This is a genomic window from Ruegeria sp. BE10, from assembly GCF_056538905.1.
In genome coordinates, this window is record NZ_JBQFTX010000003.1 from 32,900 (window position 1) to 49,783 (window position 16,884).

A 16,884-nucleotide genomic window follows, 5' to 3' on the forward strand; every position below is an offset into this window, starting at 1 on the left:
TGGCTCCGGCTTTGTTATGCACACCAGCGGGCCACAGGACTTTGCGTCAGGTCAAGTTTTGGAAAACAACCCGCTGAGCGCGCGTTTGATCATCCCACGCGTAGATGGCTTGTGCCGGTCGGAAAACGGCAGTGGTCGGCAGACCTCCATCGCAGCCACACCAACCCGCGCGCTGAGCGCGCCGTTCACCAGCCCCTCGCCAAACCGGCGCGACAGTTTGCTAAGGACCGATCCGCCCAGAATAGGTTCCAGCAGATCATCACCCACGGCCACGGCCCCGGTCGCCACCAGATGCACGAACACTGCACGGGTCAGGCGCCAGCTGCCCAGAAATCCAGCGCGTCCGCCATAAATCTCAGCAACCCGACGGATCATCCGTAATGAGGCCGCAAGCGCCGTCACAACATCGGCCAACGCTAAGGGCACCAGTGCGGTCACCGTGGCAACCTGACGGGCGGCGGCCTCAACCTCACGGCTGGCGGCAGCGTCCAGAGGGGCCAGCAATTCGTCCTCGGCCAAGGTCAGCAGGGTTGAGGCGTCGAATTGCTCTTCCATCCGTTCAGCCAGACGGTCACGGCCCCACCGGGTTTCTTCGCGCCCTTTGTAAAACGCGATCAGGCGGTTGGTGACCGCACGGGCCTGTGCCAAATCCGCCTCAGCCAACGCGGCATCTGCGGCGCGGCGCATCCCATCCACGCGGGACAAGCGCCCGATGGCTGCCAGCTCCCGTAGGGTGATGATCAGGGCGACCAGAACCAACGCACCGATCAGACCAGTTACAACCCAGCCCAATATCGGTGACCGCAACAACAGCGAGGTGGCGAAATCCCATGCGGCAACAGAAACCACCGCGCCAATCACGGCCAGCGCCAGACCCCAAAACCATCGTGATAGAACCGAGGGTTTCCGCGCAGCCAAGCGGGCGGCCACTTGCATCGCCTGACCTTGAGGTGGCTCAATATCGGGGACCGGCGGAGCCTGTGCGACGTCGGCAGCAGGTTCTTCCGTATCGAGATCAATCAGTACCGGACCTTTAGCCATCCGCCACCCCTTTCCGCCGCCAGACATATTTGATGTCTGGCAGATTTTCATCGTTATCGGCCCCGTCGCTGCGGGCAACTTCGGCAAAACCGTTGCGCTCATAGAACCGGCACGCCCCGTGGTTGGCCTGAAACGCAAAAAGGGACAGTTCGATCTGATCGGACTTGGCGTGGTCCAACAAGCGCTGTCCAATGCCTTGTCCACATTCTGGCGGTGTCAAATACAGGGAATGAACTTCTGTTTCATTGAGCGCAAGAAATCCCACAACGCCAGTATCGGTTTCGGCCACCGTGACCCACCCTAGATCGATCATCCAACCGCAAAAGGCGATGGTTTCAGCGCAGGTATGTAGCTCGGGCATCCAATCGTTTTCGCGCGAAAAGCCGTGCAGGATCTCTCCGATCTTTCCGGCATCCGTGGTACGAGCGGGGCGGAGAGTCACGGTCACAGGCGGTCTCCGATCAGGAACTGCGTGGCACGGTCCAACCGGATATGGGGCGGGCCATCGCCCGGACGCAAGGTCAGATGCGCAGGCGCAAAGGCCATAAACCCAAAATCCTTATCCAACCAGCTTTCAGCCCCGTTACGGGCCGGACCCAGTAAATGCGCCGGGTCATCAGGCAGATCACCGGGATAAAAGGCCGCCTGTTTGCCGTTCAGCAACGTTCCACGCACACAAGGCAGATCCGCCCCGTTATGCGTCCGGATTTCCTCGGTCGTGGCACGCAGGGCGGCCAGCGACAGCGCCGCCGTCTCGGCCCCGGCAAAGCTGGCCCGGTCGCGGGCATCGCGGGTCAGAGCCTCCATGATATGGGTTAGGCGAGGATGCTGCGTGTGGTGCAGGTGATCGGCCTTGGTGGCTGCGAACAGGATACGTTCAACCCGCTTGCCCAACAGCAACTGGCTGAGCCACGCATTGCGCCCCGGTCGAAAGGCCGAAAGGATATCGGCCATCGCGCGTCGCATATCCTCAACCGCTTGCGGCCCCTTGTGGATTGCACCCAGCGCATCGACCAGAACCACCTGACGGTCGATCCGCGAGAAATGATCGCGAAAGAAGGGTTTCACCACTTGCGATTTATACGCCTCATACCGCCGCGCCATTTCGCGGTGCAGGCTGCGGCGCGGTGCGTGGCCCTCCACTGGCAATGGCGCAAAGGTCAGCACCGGAGAACCCGCCAGATCGCCGGGCAGTAGAAACCGCCCCGGCGTACAGTCGTAAAAGCCTGCATCCCGTGCGGCGTTCAAATACGCAGCAAAGGCTTTGGCCAACGCCTGAGCCGTGGGTTCGTCATGAACATCCGCAGGGTTTGCCACCCGGGCCTGCGTCAAATACGCGGCCGCTTCGGTCCGCGTTTCGATACGGTTTAAGGTTTCGGCTGACCAGGCCTCGTATGATTTATCCAGCAGGGCCAGATCCAGCAGCCACTCACCCGGATAGTCCACAATATCCAGATGAACCGTGCGCGGCCCCTGCAGACCCGCAAGCAACCCAGCCGGACGGGCCTTGAAGGAAAGGCGCAGCTCGGACACGGCGCGCGTGCTATCTGGCCAATGAGGCTGCGGCCCGGTCAGCGCCGCCAGGTGGTTTTCATAATCAAAGCGCGGCACCGTATCGTCCGGCTGGGGTTGTAAGTAGACCGAATTGATGCGGCCCTCCTGCTGCGCGACCAATCCTGGCATACGCCCCCGGTCCAGCAGATTCGCAACTAGGGAAGTGATGAACACCGTCTTTCCCGACCGCGCCAACCCGGTAACGCCCAGACGGATGACCGGTTCAAACAGAGTTTCAGACACACGGTCGCCCACGGATTCGACACCGCGCACAAGACTGTCTGCCAGGGATGAGATGACCAAACTGTCGCCCCGCTTTTATCGTTTCGCTCAAGATAGGTAGAGGGCGCCGTACATACCAGCGCTTTCCCACTCTTGCCCGTTCCCGCGCGGCGCGCTACGAGCAGCCCATGCCTAGATACGCGCTGAAAGTCGAATACCAAGGGGAACCGTTTGCCGGGTGGCAGCGGCAAAAGGAATTGCCGTCTGTGCAGGGAGCAATCGAACAGGCCTTGTCGCGAATTCAACCCGGTGATCACACCATTGCTGCAGCGGGCCGCACCGATGCGGGCGTTCATGCGCTGGGTCAAGTCGCCCATTGCGATCTGGTCAAGGATTGGGACCCGTTCCGCCTGTCTGAGGCGCTGAACTATCACCTCAAGCCGCAACCGGTGGCCATCGTCAAAGCCGCACAGGTTGACGATGACTGGCACGCCCGGTTTTCCGCGTTAGAGAGGCAATACCTGTTCCGCATCCTGATGCGTCGCGCGCCCGCGACCCATGACGCCGGGCAGGTCTGGCAGATCAATCACCAGCTGGATGTCGATGCCATGCAAGCCGGGGCGGATATGTTGATTGGGAGGCATGATTTCACCACCTTCCGCTCATCCATCTGTCAGGCCGCCAGCCCGGTCAAAACACTCGATGAGCTGCGGGTTGAACAGGTTGAGGGCTTTTCCGGACCCGAGATACATTTCCACGTGCGCGCCCGGTCGTTCCTGCACAATCAGGTGCGCAGCTTCGTCGGGACGCTGGAGCGTGTCGGCGCGGGCGCGTGGACGCCCGAAGATGTGTGCCACGCGCTGCAGGCCGCTGATCGCGCCGCCTGTGGGCCGGTATGCCCGCCGCAGGGCTTGTACCTAGCGCGGGTCGGGTATCCGGAACCGGTCTTCGGTTAAATCGTGCGCAGAAGCAGACCGCTGGCAATCACCGCTATCGTCAGCCCCGCCACCAATTCAATGGTCGGGGCCAGCACAGATGCAAACCTTGTGGCTGAGGCAGAGGCCAGCAATCCCCCGCGCAACCCGAACGACGTCCACCCGACCAGAGTCGTGACTAGTGCCGTGCCCAGCGCCATGGCAAACGCCCCGGCGATGCCAACCATCGCGATTCCCATCTGCCAAGTCAGGATCAACACAAACAGCGCCCCGGTACAGGGTCGGGCCGCGATACCGGCAATCAGCAGCAACGCCTCGCGCAGACTATCGACCTGCGCTACTTCTTCCGCTGAGGGGCCGTGACGATGGCCGCAATCTGAACAGACATCGTGGTCGTGATGATGGTCGTGACCATGGTGATGACCGTGGTCGTGATGCGCTTGCGCTGTGTTACTGCGGTGTCTGCGGGCAAAGCTGCGAATGGCGCGAAACACCAGCCACAGACCTATCGCGGCGATGGCAGCATAGCTGATCGGGGCCATGACCTGTTCGGTCGTTCCCACAAGGCTTTCGCGTGACATCTGAAACACCAGAACGCCTGCGTAAACCAGCACAACCGCTGTCACCGCCTGCCCCAAACTGGACAGAACGCTGATCGCGGATAACCGCCAAAAGGCGACCCGACGACCTAGCCCGTAACCGCCGATCAGCACCTTGCCATGGCCCGGACCGATGGCATGAAAGAACCCATAGGCAAAACAAACCGTTAGCAGGGTGGCGACGGCCTCGGGCTGTTCCGCCCGTGCGGCGCGTAAGGATCGGGCGATCTGGTTCTGAAACTCGCGCTGCTCACCCGCCGCCCACGCGGCCAGACTGTCAAACCCACCGCTGCCCCAAAACCACAGAAGCAACGCAATGGCGATGGCAACCGGAACAATCAGGTATTTGGACATGAAACGAAAATCTCGGTCGCAAAGTTTTCCCCGACCAGCGGGATATCGTTTTCCTCAAGGTCGTAATCGGCGTCCAGTGTCAACAAAAAGGCCTGCATCTGCGCCAGCTGACCATCGATATCGGGGTCGATCCGATCCATCTGACAGGACGCAGGGCCACTCACCGTCACCGGGCGGGTCAGTTCATAGGCAATGTAGAACGTCTCATCAAAAGCCTTCGCCGTCAGCGAAGATGCAGACACCGCGTCGCCGTCAACCGCGCGCAAATGGGTTGTCACGATACGACCATCTTCGGTGGTTGCTGTCGGCTCCAATGGGCCGGACAGCGACACGGGCACGCCATCTGCAAAGACAACCAGATCGCCATTGTACCCTTCGATCCACTGTGCGTCGAAACCGGCCAGGAATTTCTCTTCATTTTCAGTGAGAACTCCGTCGAAATCCTGATCCAATTTCATGTCTTCAAGTTGATACAACGAGTAAAGTTCATCATAAGCCCAGGTCACCCGCACATGGGTCAGTTGGCCGGCGTCATCCACAATGAATTCCAGCCCGGTGTCGATAAAGACATGCGGGTGCGCCATGGCCGGGATCGGCAGGCAGCAAGTCAATAGGGTTACAATCCAACGCATGCATGAAAGATAGGGCCTGTGATCACGCGCAGCAATGCGATTCAACCGGCATCCGCAAAAACCGGCCAAAGGGTCATTTTGGTGGGAACAGAACTAGTGTTTGCAAGGCCGTACCGACAGGGCCTTGCGTGTCATACAATACAGACTGGGACATTCCGATCCCCGACGGTTGCCAATGGCACAGCGATTCTGAGGCCAGCCAATCCGACCCCGGCTCGCGATGGATTTGCACGGTCAGATCGGTGTTCATGAACCCCATCTCGGTCGTCGGTGCGTTCCACGAGATGCCGTTGCCACAATCGGCCAGCGGGCACAGTGCCTGAATCGGCGAAGGGTCCTCGCCCTCAAGCAAAGCCGGGGTGCGCATCCAGACCGTCTTGGGACCGGCGCCCTGATTGCCGTCTTTCGGGTACAGCACTTCTGAGTGGTTGGCGAAGCCCGGCAGACCGTGGCGTATCTCACCGATCGGAAATGGCCCCGTCACCGCATCTTCCAGCCGGGGTGGAGCAACCGTGACATTCGGGACCGGTCCCAGGTTACGGCGGGCCAAGTGCATCGTGGTCGCGGTGGCGCAGAGCGTGTCGTCCAGATCGTGAACCGTTACCCGCGTGGTCGCCAGCGTCTTGGTGTGGCGCGTAGTCTCGGCAGCCACGCGCAGCCCTGCCAAGGGTTGTGGGCGCAGCAGATCGACCGTCAGGCGGGTCAGCATCTTTTCCGGTCCCACCTCGGTTTCCGCGGCACGCACGATCAGACCGCTGACAGGCCCGGCGTGGCAGTGATCGGCCGACCACGGCCCCCGGGCGGGGTCATTGCCCACAAAAGCGCCATCAGGGCGCAGATGAAAATAGGCCTGTTGGTTCAGGTCTTGTGTCCCGTTCATACGCTGCCTCAAAAGTTTTCTGTGCGTGTCCGGTCATCCGATCCGATGACCGGGCTTTACCTTGGGCCAAAGAATGACTTAGCTGCGGCAACGATGTCCAGTTCAGTGACGGCACGTTATCACTGGCAAATTGAAGCAGAGGGGGGCGCGACATGGCGTTGCTGATCGAAACCGGGTTGTCCGACTGGATAAGCGACAACGACATCGCCCAAGACATTCGGCGGCTGCACCCGGACATGGATGTACGCACGCCTGAAACCCTTGGTGATCCGACCGACATCACGATGGTCGCCGTCGTCGTGCTTTGCAACGATCACCCCAAGCGGCTGCCCAACCTGAAACTGGTGCAAAAACTGGGCGCCGGGGTCGAAACCATCGTCAGCAATCCGCACCTGCCCACGCATGTGCGTATAACACGGCTGAAACCGGACGCCCCCGCGCAGGGTATTGCCGAATGGTTCGTCGCTTATGTTCTGCGCCATCAACGACACATGACCTTTCATGAAAAGGCGCAAAACCGCGCGGAATGGACCCCCAGAGCACCACTCTATTCGCCAGACACCGTGGTAGGTGTGCTGGGTCTGGGCCATATCGGTGCCCGCAGCGCCAAAATGCTACGCGCCGTCGGGTTTCAGGTGATGGGTTGGAGCCGCTCAGCCAAGCAGATCGATGGGGTTACCTGCCTGCATGGCGACGCGGCTCTGCCAGAACTGCTGGGTCAGTGCGACCATGTCTGCGCGATCCTGCCTTCGACCCCGCAGACAATCGGTTTGTTCGATGCAGGGATGCTGGCTGCAATGAAGCCAGGTAGCCAGTTACTGAACGCGGGTCGCGGGGATCTGATTGAAGAAACCGCCCTGATCGTCGCGCTGGATCATGGTACACCCGGTCATGCGGTGCTGGACGTGACTTCGACCGAACCACTTCCGTCCGACAGCCCGCTCTGGACACATCCCAGTGTCACCATCACGCCGCACGTGTCGGGCTGGCATCTGGGAGAAGCGCTGGCTGATGTGGGCGAGAATTTCCGCCGCCTGAGCGCCGGAGGCCTTTTGCTGCACGAAGTCGACAGGACCCGCGGTTACTAGACCCAGATCAGGGTGTCAGGATCCAGTTTCCGCCTGCGTCGCGACACCGGCGGGTTCTGACCTCGCGAGTCTGATCCGATCCTTCGGGTCGAATGAAATGCTGCAGGTGTACGCAGTTGTCACGTACGTCGCGGACGCGAATCGTGCCTTTCGAACCGGTGGCTTCGTTCACCCAGGAACTTTCCTCACCCACCCGGGGTGTCGCGCCTGACAGCATCGCGTCAGCGGCTGTGTTCACAACCTCGAAATCTGCAGGTGTCAGCCCCATTTCTGCGATGATTCGGGAAAGCGGCTTGGCCTGCACGGTCGGGATTGCCGCCAGAACAACAACAGCTACAAATGTAGAAGAAATCCAGGCTTTCATGATCGCCTCACCTTGCTGAAATAGATTTGCATTCAAGACTATACCGGCAGCGAACGGGGGCCAAGCCCTGTTGGGCAAACGCTAAAACTATCCAGAACAATTCTTTTGACAGTCTAAGGCCGCTACTCGCATGGCATTCCATTCGTGGCGTTCGCCCGGCACAACTGAGTTACCCCGCACGAGTGCCCCTTATGGTGCGTGGGCGGACCGAAACAACCACGATCAACTGTGCAAAGACGCGAACCAGCAACCACCCCGCAACTGGCTAACCACTTACGCCGATTCAGTTTTTCCCGCGCAGGGGTTCACAGAAGCGCTTGAATCTGGTGAAATAGCACCGTTTTTAGCACTGGAGATTGTTCAATGGTACTGCGCGGATCCCTGCTGGCACTGGCAGCTGTAATTGGCCTGACGGCCTTAGAGGCGACCCCTGTAGTCGCCAAAGAGGAAACCAAATCGGTCTTCGTCATGAGCCGCACATGGGCCGTTACGCAGGTTTCGGATGCTCCGGTCGTGTACCGCGCCACGCGTGACAACAACAATCTGAACCCGTTCGGTCCGCCACCGCGCCTGCGCACCATTCAAGCTATGGCCGCCATTCAGGCAGCCACCGGATGCAAGCCTATCCGGGCCAGCATGTATCAAAACATCTCAGGCCAGTTCTTTTCGCAGGTCAGCTGCAATTGATCTTGCCGCGAAACGGGCATTGAGGTCAGCGCGGCCCACTGCCATAGCTTGCGCATGAAACTCGCAATCAATGGATTCGGTCGTATTGGCCGCACGATCCTGCGGCAGCTGCTGGCTTTGCCGTGGGGCAAGGATATTGAGCTGGTGCTGATCAACGATATCGCACCGCTGGAAACCTGTGCCTACCTGTTCAAATACGACAGCACGTTCGGCCCCTACTCTGGGCCTGTCGATACCGGCGACGGAACCGTTGTCATCGACGGTCACACAATCCCGGTGACCCACAGCCCCGACCTGTCCCGAGTCGACCTGAGCGGCGTGGATGTCCTGATGGATTGCACCGGCGTCGCCCGTACCTCGGATGTTGCCAGCCAGGGGCTGACCGCCGGGGCGGGCAAAGTGCTGATCTCGGGCCCCTCGCCCGCAACCGAAGTCACGATCGTTCTGGGTGCCAATGAAGCGCAGTTGGGCAACGCCCGGATCGTTTCGAACGCGTCCTGCACCACCAATGGGCTGGCCCCACTGATCAAGGTGCTGGATGGAATCGGCGGCATCGCCTCGGCCCATATGACAACCATCCATTGTTATACCAACAGCCAACCCATGATTGACGCCCCGCGCGGCGATCTGGCCCGGTCACGCGCCGGCGCGTTGTCCATGGTGCCCACCACCACAAGCGCCACGCACTTGATTGATGAGGTCATGCCGCATCTCGCGGGTCGCATCTCGGGCGCGGCGGTGCGTGTCCCCACAGCCAGCGTGTCTGCGGTGGATCTGGTGGCGACGCTTGAACGCGGTATGTCCGCCACTGACTTTGAAGCCGAGCTGCGCAAGACGGTCGCGCAGTCTCCCATTCTGGGATGGACCGATCACCCGCTGGTGTCGTCAGATTTGCGTACACGACCGGAATCTTTGGTCATTGCAGGCCCCGAGACGCGGATGGTCGGCGGCCGGCAGGTTCGCATTTTCGGCTGGTATGACAATGAATGGGGCTTTTCAGCACGTATGCTCGACGTCGCCCGCCTGATGGCACAGCCTTGAATTCGCGGAACCGCAGCGCGCGGGCGCTGCCCGGCCTAACGGATCACAAGAATCTTTGATGCGATGGGATCGGGCGGGAGGAGCCCGTCAATGCGTTCATGGGTTGGCGCCACATTACCGCCCCGCAAACGGGGCTGACGGGGCACACAAACCGGTAATTTGGCACCTCATTCGATAAGTTCTTTCCCTGTGTGGAAACTGATGCTCTAACATGAACGGTATCAGCCGTTGTTTTTTATAAGACGGTGAAATTGATTTCGACTTGGGGCAGTTGGAGCCATTCGATGCGGGGAAGCAGGCCACAGGCCTTTGTGAAATATTGTCTGCTTGGCGTTATTGCCGCCGCTCTGCCCTCATCTCTGGCCGCGCTGGAAACATCCCTGTCCGCGCCCGGTGCGCCCCCGGGCGTGGTTGAACGTATCGAAGAAACCTCATCTGTCCTGACGGCAGATGAACGTGGTTTGGATACCCCGCTCGAGGTTCTGTCTGCCGCCCTGTCAGATTACCGCACACTCGTTCAGATTCTGTATGACGAGGGCTATTTCAGCCCCGTCGTCAGCATTAAACTGGATGGCCGGGAAGCGGCTGACATCAGCTCGCTAACCGTACCCAACACGATCAACCGAGCGGTTATCACGGTAAATACCGGACCGACCTTCACTTTTGGAACGGCTATCGTCGCCCCCGTTACGCCGGAGACAATCCTGCCAGAGGAGTTCGCTCCCGGAAAACTGGCCACGACCGGTGCCATCCAACAGGCAGCCTCGGCCGGGGTACAGGGCTGGCGGGACGCCGGTCACGCCAAAGCCCAACTTGAAGACCAAACCGTTATCGCTCGCCATGCGCAGAGAAAGCTGGATGCTGAAATCGACCTTGAACCCGGTCCGCGCCTGACCTTCGGCAAGATGTTCATCAAAGGCGATACAGATGTACGCCACCACTCGATCAACAAGATCGCCGGCTTTCCCTCGGGCGAGGTTTATTCGCCAGCGGAAATCCAGAAGGTCGGCACTCGCTTGCGTCGGACAGGTACGTTCAGCATCGTTTCGATCGAAGAACATGAAACGCCCAATCCCGATGGCACGTTGGATTTCGATGCAACTTTTGAGGACATGCCCAAACGCCGCCTGACCTTCGGGGTCGAGCTGGCCTCGAATGCCGGGCTGGACGTCACCGCGACCTGGACCCATCGCAACGTCTTCCGCCGCGCGGAACGGCTGCGGTTCGAAGCCGCTCTGCGCAATATCGGCGGAACCGAGGATTTGGACGGCCGCATTGGTTTGCGCCTTGATCAACCCGACCGGCTGGGCCCGGACGACAACACCTTTTGGAGCGCCCTGCTGGAGCGGCGGAATACCGAGAATTACAACGTATCCGTGGCCTCGCTGGCCTATGGTGCGCGTCGCACCTTTTCCGACCGGCTTTATGCCGAAGCCTCGGCTGGATTTCAGTGGTCGGATGCAGATGACGCCTATGGCAGCGGCCGCAAGTTCCGCTATTTCATTATCCCAACCCGGTCTGAATGGGACGAGCGTGACAGCAAGGTCAGCGCGACTCGCGGATTCTATCTGGATGCGCAAATCATGCCCTTTGTAGGTTTTTCCGGCACAGACACGGGCATCAGGCTGTTCGCCGACACACGCGCCTATACCAGCCTGGGCACGGGCGGGCGGCTCGTTTTGGCTGGTCGGGCTCAGATAGGATCGATAATCGGTCCTTCCCCAAGCAATGTGACGCCGGATTTCCTGTTCTTCTCGGGTGGTGCCGGCACAGTGCGTGGGCAGCCGTTCGAAAGCCTCGGCATTCCTGTCAACGGTGGTGAAGCAGGCGGCAAGTCCTTCCTCGGTCTGTCGGGAGAAGTCCGTGGCAAGATCACCGACACGATATCGCTTGTCGGGTTCTATGATTTCGGTACTGTGGACACTTCTTCTTTCATCGGCAGCGGTGCAGAATACCATTCCGGTGCCGGGCTTGGGGTGCGGTATGATCTTGGGGGGTTCGGCCCTCTACGCGTTGACTTAGCCCTGCCGGTTCAGGGCGACACTGGCGATGGTCTGCAATTCTATATCGGGATCGGACAAGCGTTTTGATACGGCAGTTTTCATATCCGGTTGTGACAACTGTGCTGATCCTGACAGCGCCGCCCGTACTCGCGCAAGAGGATGACGGCGGTGGCAGCATGTTGGAGCGTTTCCTGCAGGATACCTTGTCAGGGGAAGACCAGAACGTCACCGTCAAGGGTCTGCAAGGTGCGCTGAGCGCCCGCGCCACGATTGAAGAGATTACCGTGTCGGACGACGAAGGCGTCTGGTTGACCATCAAGGACGCCGAGCTGGACTGGAACCGGCTGGCTCTGATACGGGGTCGGTTTTCCGTCAATGCCCTGACCGCGCAGGAAATCGATATCGCCCGCGCGCCGGGCACAACCACCAAGGACACGCCTGCGCCGACAGCCGAGACCAAACCTTTCGAACTACCGGAACTGCCCGTTTCCATCGAGATCGGTGAAATCAGGATTGATGAGCTGTCACTGGGTAAACCTCTGATCGGGGTTGCCGCCGATCTGGCGGTGACGGGGAACCTGTCACTGGCCGATGGTACATTGGACACCAACCTGGATGTCACCCGCCTGGACCGCGGAGGGGATGAGGTGACACTGACCGCCGGGTTCCAGAACACCTCGCGCGAGATCAATCTGGACCTGCAGGTGAAAGAGGCCGCAGGCGGCGTGATATCAACTGCGCTGAATATTCCCGACAGCCCACCTATCGGCCTGTCGGTCACAGGCTCGGGCCCAGTGACCGATTTCACTGCTGATATCGCCCTGAGCAGCGACAATCAGCAACAGGTCACAGGGCAGATACAGCTGCGCGCCGCTGAAACCGGTGCGGCAGACGGGATCGCCTTTACCGCCGATCTGGGTGGCGACCTGACCCCCTTTATGGCCGAGGATCTGGACCCGTTCTTTGGCCCGAAAACACGCTTGTTCGTGGACGGCCAAACCAAACCGCAAGGCGCGCTGGACATCCCCGATCTGGAATTGACCACCCAAGCCCTGGACCTAAAGGGTGAGTTGCAATTGGCTGAAGGCGGCACGTTGCAATTGGCGGCCTTGCAAGGCCGGATCACCCCGCCGGACGGAACAACGGTGGTTTTGCCGGTCAAAGGCGGCGAAACCTCGATTGAAGCGGCGCAGATTTCGGCATTGTTCGATCAGAAAAACGGCAATTTGTGGGATCTGAGCCTGACGGCGAATGCGTTTCAATCTCCGCAAGCGAAACTGGACACGGCCCGCATCACCGCGCAGGGCACGTTAGAACAGGGCACTTCATTCAGTGTAATGGGAGACCTTCAGGCCATCGTCGACGGGATCGATCTGAATGATCAGGCCCTGAACACGGCCTTGGGAGAGAGCATCACGTTGGATGGGCAGTTCGATTACGGCAGCGATCAGTCTCTGAACCTGTCGGGGTTCGAACTGGTGGGAACCGACTATACCCTTGGGCTGGATGCGTTGATCGACGGATTGAATAGTGGCCTGACGGTTGACGGTTCGGCCACGCTTGAGGCATCGGACCTGTCGCGTTTTTCGGACCTGGCGCAGCTTGATCTGGGCGGTAGTGCCTCGGCCCGCGTTGACGGCACAGGCTCACCATTAGAGCGTAGCTTTGACGGCAAACTGGTGCTTGAGGGCAGCAATCTGGTCACCGGGCGCGACGATATCGATCCCGTCATCAAAGGCGAAACCACCATCACATTGGATGCCAGCCGAGGCAGCGATGGCATCACCATTCGCGAGTTTGACCTGAATAGCGAAGCTGCGCAGGCAAAGGCCAGCGGCGAGGTCACGACACCTGACGGCAACCTGACCATTGACGGCAAGGCCCGCGTGAATGCGTCTGACCTGTCGGTCTTTTCCGGTCTGGCCAAGCGTGAACTGGGTGGCGCCCTGCGGGCGGAAATGGACGGCAAAGGCACCGTGCAGACTTTGGAATTCGACGGCACGGCCAGCGTGATCGGACAGGATATACAAACCGGCATGTCCGACATCGATCCGCTGCTGACCGGCAAGACCACGATCACCTGGGACGGGGCACGCACGACCGATCGGATTGAAATCCGCGAAGCGACGGTCAACGGTACCGCCTTAACTGCAAAAGTCGCCGCAACGGTGGATGACCCTACCGGAGAGCTTTCGGTTGACGGCAACGCTCGTGTGAACGCCCCGGATCTGTCGCTGTTCTCGGAGTTGGCCAAGCGGGATCTGGGCGGCTCGGTCGCCGCGAATGTGCAGGGCAACGGAAATCTCGCCAATCGTGTCTTTGACATTCAGGGCAATGTGGACGCTGACGACCTTCAGACCGGGATTGATTTGGTCGATAAATTGATCCAGGGCCGCACGACCCTGAACATTGATGCCGACAAAGACGACGACGGCATGGAAGTCCGTACATTTAGCCTGAGGGGCACTGCCCTATCGGCCAATGCCTCGGGCAAACTGGACCGAGAGGCGGGTGGCCTGACCTTCTCGGCCCAGCTTGACGACCTGTCCCGTGTCATGACGTCGATGTCCGGCCCGCTGACGTTGGACGGGAATGTTGCCCCAACGGGATCGGGACTGGAAGGGGACATGCGCCTGAGCGGTCCGGACAGTTCCTATGCAGCCCTGACCGGAACAGTAGACACCGATGGTTCGGCCGATTTGGATTTCGACGCCAAGTTGAACAGGATCGAACGGTTCGCGCCCGAGTTCCCTGGCACCGTTGCGGCAACCGGCACGGCCAAGCGCGACAACGGCGTCTGGACCATTGACGGGTCAGCCAATGGTCCGGCCGAGATCAACAGCACTATCGCTGGAACCTTCGATGAAAACAGCGGCGAGGCCGATCTGCGGGCGCAGGGTGGCATCAATCTGGGCGTCGCCAACATCTTTATCTCACCCAACAAGATCGAAGGATCTGCCCGGCACAATCTGCGCCTCAAGGGAAAGCCCGAGCTAAGTTCGCTCAGCGGTTCTATCACCACTTCAGGCACGTCAATTGCGATCCCTGAGATCGGACAGACAATAACCGGCATCAGCGGCTCGGTCGAATTGGCGCAGAGTCGCGCCAATATCTCGTTGAATGGTGGCATGCGCGCGGGCGGCACTTTTACCATCTCGGGGCCATTGGACCTGACACCGCCGCTGAACGCGAACATTGTTACGCGGCTCAATCAGTTGGTGCTAACAGACAAGCTTCTGTATGAGACCACTTTGAACGGTGAGATCGCCATGACCGGAGCGCTGGCGGGCAACAGCGCCATTTCCGGTCAGATCACGTTCGAGGAAACCAATATCAACCTCGCTGCCGCGGCTGGTGCCGTGGGCGCTGCACCGATCCCCGAGATCAGGCATGTCAATGAAAGCGCAGCTGGTTACCTGACACGGGAACGCGCGGGCCTTGTTGTCGAGGAAGGCGCGGAAAAAAGCGATTCACGTATCGCGCTGGATGTCAGCCTGCTGGCGCCCAAGGCGGTTTTCGTGCGCGGCCGGGGTGTGAACGCCGAACTGGGGGGGCGGCTGAATATCGGCGGCACGACCACCGCAGTTATCCCATCCGGCCAAATCGAACTGATCCGGGGAAATTTCGACATTCTGGGCCGCAGGCTGGCCCTGACAAAAGGCATCGTGACACTGCAAGGCGACCTGACGCCGTATATCGAGTTCGCCTCATCCACCAGCACGTCCGATGGCACCGCCACAATCGAAATCGCGGGCCCGTTGGATGCGCCGGAGGTTGACGTTTATTCCGACCCTGAACGCCCAGCCGAAGAGGCGCTGGCCATGCTCTTGTTCGGCAACCGGTTTTCCGAAATTTCACCCTTTGTCATCGCCCAGATGGCGGCGTCTCTGGCGCAGCTCAGCGGTGCCGGGGGAGATGCAACCAAAGGGCTTCGCGATTCGACCGGCGTTGACACGGTGGATATTGGCGCGTCTGAAGGCGGTGCGGGCCGACTGGGGGCCGGCGCGTATCTGAGCGACAATCTCTACACCGATTTCACCGTCAATACCGAAGGTGACACCGAGGTGAACCTGAACCTTGACGTGTCGGACAGTTTTACTGTCCGCGGTTCAGTCGACGGGCGCGGAGAAACCGGGGTTGGCGTGTTTTTCGAACGGGATTATTAATCGCTGCGGCGGATGCCAATGGTGTGCCCAACCTGCGGCGCGGGGTCCAATGGTGCATGATCTTGAACCATCCGGGCCAACCGCGTGACCGCCCAATCTGGGTAGGGTGCCGAACGCCCAGTCGTGTGGCTGACATTCATGAACAGCGCCTCTTGCGTAGCGCAGAGCGTGTTCTCACCAGATAGCATCTGTGCAAAGTAATGCCCCCGTTTCTGATCGGAATCCAACATCCGAAAGCGAAACCAGAACGGTTCGTCCTGCCTAATCTCGCGCAAAAAATTCATATGCGTCTGCAGGATGTAAGGCCCCTGCCCCAATGCGTTGACCTGCGCTTCGCCCAGACCCAGATGATCATCCATCAAGTGATCCAACGCGCGGTCGAAGGCCACGCCATAGAACCCCACATTCATGTGGCCGTTATAGTCGATCCACTCAGGCAAAACTCTAAACCCTCGTATTTCAATCGGAGCGTCATAGGGTCCATCGTGACCGCTGAGGGGGTTAGTCATCTGTATCTTCCTCGAATATTGCGACGGCGCGCACAAAACCCGCCGAGGCGCCCTTGATCTTGAACGGAAAACACGAAATTTCGAAACCCGTTGGTGGTAGGTCTTCCAGGTTGGTCAATTTCTCAATGTGGCAATAACCGATATCCATCGACGCCCGATGGCCCTCCCAGATAATCGACGGGTCACGCGTTTCGGCATATTCCTGGGCCGTCAGCGCAAAGGGTGCGTCCCAGCTCCAGGCGTCTGTGCCAGTGACCCGCACCCCGCGTTGGGTCAGGTACAACGTCGCCTCGCGCCCCATACCGCAGCCTTTCATCAGGTAATCGGCCTGTCCGTATTGCGTACCGGCTGAGGTGTTCACGACCACGATATCCAACGGCTGCAAGGTATGCCCGATCCGCTTCAACTCGGCCTCAACATCGGCGGCAGACACCACATAGCCGTCGTCGAAATGGCGAAAATCCAGTTTTACGCCGGGGTTCATGCACCATTCCAGTGGCACCTCATCGATGGTGATCGCCCTCTCGCCATTATTCATGGTCGAGTGGTGGTGATACGGCGCGTCCAGATGGGTGCCGTTATGCGTGGCAATTTGCAGCCGCTCAATGGCCCAGCCTTCGCCGCCCGGTAGGTCCTGTTTTTGCAAGCCGGGAAAGAAGGACATGACCTGTTCTGCGGTCTGATCATGGGTCATGTATTCGATTTCGGGCAGCATGATTGGCGGGTCCGAAACGATCCCGGTTTCCAACGGAACGGACAGATCGACGAAACGGCGGGTCATGTAAAACTCCTGCACCAGTGACGGCGAC

The 16,884-nt window shown here is 59.8% G+C and carries 15 protein-coding genes; 6 read left to right on the forward strand and 9 right to left on the reverse strand.

What is annotated here, in order from left to right; translation table 11 throughout:
• Window positions 1-51: 51 nt before the first annotated feature.
• The 3 genes from ACR0M2_RS08280 to ACR0M2_RS08290 are packed head-to-tail and all read right to left on the reverse strand — an operon-like array spanning window position 52 to window position 2,898.
• On the reverse strand, window positions 52-1,041 hold the full coding sequence (locus tag ACR0M2_RS08280; RefSeq protein ID WP_170362418.1) for a YcjF family protein: 990 nt from the start codon (window positions 1,039-1,041) through the stop codon (window positions 52-54).
• The gene (locus tag ACR0M2_RS08285; protein ID WP_170362419.1) at window positions 1,034-1,489 is read right to left on the reverse strand and encodes a GNAT family N-acetyltransferase; all 456 of its coding nucleotides are present in this window, start codon (window positions 1,487-1,489) and stop codon (window positions 1,034-1,036) included. Before ACR0M2_RS08285 ends, ACR0M2_RS08280 begins: the two co-directional genes overlap by 8 nt.
• Window positions 1,486-2,898: a YcjX family GTP-binding protein gene (locus tag ACR0M2_RS08290; RefSeq protein WP_170362420.1), complete on the reverse strand. Its 1,413-nt coding sequence runs from the start codon at window positions 2,896-2,898 to the stop codon at window positions 1,486-1,488. Before ACR0M2_RS08290 ends, ACR0M2_RS08285 begins: the two co-directional genes overlap by 4 nt.
• A 107-nt stretch (window positions 2,899-3,005) precedes the next feature.
• Between ACR0M2_RS08290 and truA the strand changes: the two genes are divergently transcribed.
• Window positions 3,006-3,773, forward strand: a complete 768-nt coding sequence (gene truA / locus ACR0M2_RS08295) for a tRNA pseudouridine(38-40) synthase TruA (protein ID WP_480704575.1) — start codon at window positions 3,006-3,008, stop codon at window positions 3,771-3,773.
• Here the strand turns inward: truA and ACR0M2_RS08300 are convergent.
• The 3 genes from ACR0M2_RS08300 to ACR0M2_RS08310 form a co-directional block, all read right to left on the reverse strand.
• Entirely contained in the window at window positions 3,770-4,705 is a 936-nt protein-coding gene (locus tag ACR0M2_RS08300; RefSeq protein WP_480704577.1) for a nickel/cobalt transporter, read from the reverse strand. The genes truA and ACR0M2_RS08300 overlap by 4 nt on opposite strands.
• On the reverse strand, window positions 4,690-5,337 hold the full coding sequence (locus ACR0M2_RS08305; RefSeq protein WP_170379019.1) for a DUF1007 family protein: 648 nt from the start codon (window positions 5,335-5,337) through the stop codon (window positions 4,690-4,692). Before ACR0M2_RS08305 ends, ACR0M2_RS08300 begins: the two co-directional genes overlap by 16 nt.
• Before the next feature lie 73 nt (window positions 5,338-5,410).
• A complete protein-coding gene (locus ACR0M2_RS08310) occupies window positions 5,411-6,217 on the reverse strand; it encodes a thioesterase family protein (RefSeq protein ID WP_480704579.1) in 807 nt (268 codons plus the stop codon).
• A 152-nt stretch (window positions 6,218-6,369) separates the two neighbouring features.
• On the opposite strand from ACR0M2_RS08310, the gene ACR0M2_RS08315 reads away from it, so the two are divergent.
• Window positions 6,370-7,305: a 2-hydroxyacid dehydrogenase gene (locus ACR0M2_RS08315; RefSeq protein WP_480704581.1), complete on the forward strand. Its 936-nt coding sequence runs from the start codon at window positions 6,370-6,372 to the stop codon at window positions 7,303-7,305.
• Window positions 7,306-7,312: 7 nt separating this feature from the next.
• Here the strand turns inward: ACR0M2_RS08315 and ACR0M2_RS08320 are convergent, their stop codons facing one another.
• On the reverse strand, window positions 7,313-7,669 hold the full coding sequence (locus ACR0M2_RS08320; protein WP_480637452.1) for a hypothetical protein: 357 nt from the start codon (window positions 7,667-7,669) through the stop codon (window positions 7,313-7,315).
• 363 nt (window positions 7,670-8,032) lie between these two features.
• On the opposite strand from ACR0M2_RS08320, the gene ACR0M2_RS08325 reads away from it, so the two are divergent.
• From ACR0M2_RS08325 to ACR0M2_RS08340, 4 genes are all read left to right on the forward strand, one after another.
• Window positions 8,033-8,356: a hypothetical protein gene (locus ACR0M2_RS08325; RefSeq protein WP_170351739.1), complete on the forward strand. Its 324-nt coding sequence runs from the start codon at window positions 8,033-8,035 to the stop codon at window positions 8,354-8,356.
• A gap of 54 nt (window positions 8,357-8,410) precedes the next feature.
• On the forward strand, window positions 8,411-9,397 hold the full coding sequence (locus ACR0M2_RS08330; protein WP_480704583.1) for a type I glyceraldehyde-3-phosphate dehydrogenase: 987 nt from the start codon (window positions 8,411-8,413) through the stop codon (window positions 9,395-9,397).
• Window positions 9,398-9,681: 284 nt separating this feature from the next.
• Window positions 9,682-11,487, forward strand: a complete 1,806-nt coding sequence (locus ACR0M2_RS08335) for an autotransporter assembly complex protein TamA (RefSeq protein WP_480704585.1) — start codon at window positions 9,682-9,684, stop codon at window positions 11,485-11,487.
• Window positions 11,484-15,566 (forward strand): translocation/assembly module TamB domain-containing protein, encoded by a 4,083-nt coding sequence (locus tag ACR0M2_RS08340; RefSeq protein ID WP_480704586.1) that lies wholly within the window; start codon window positions 11,484-11,486, stop codon window positions 15,564-15,566. The genes ACR0M2_RS08335 and ACR0M2_RS08340 overlap by 4 nt, the downstream gene beginning before the upstream one ends.
• Here the strand turns inward: ACR0M2_RS08340 and ACR0M2_RS08345 are convergent.
• Window positions 15,563-16,075: a thioesterase family protein gene (locus ACR0M2_RS08345; protein ID WP_480704588.1), complete on the reverse strand. Its 513-nt coding sequence runs from the start codon at window positions 16,073-16,075 to the stop codon at window positions 15,563-15,565. The genes ACR0M2_RS08340 and ACR0M2_RS08345 overlap by 4 nt on opposite strands.
• A complete protein-coding gene (locus ACR0M2_RS08350) occupies window positions 16,068-16,856 on the reverse strand; it encodes a cyclase family protein (protein ID WP_480704590.1) in 789 nt (262 codons plus the stop codon). Before ACR0M2_RS08350 ends, ACR0M2_RS08345 begins: the two co-directional genes overlap by 8 nt.
• Between the last annotated feature and the right edge of the window lie 28 nt (window positions 16,857-16,884).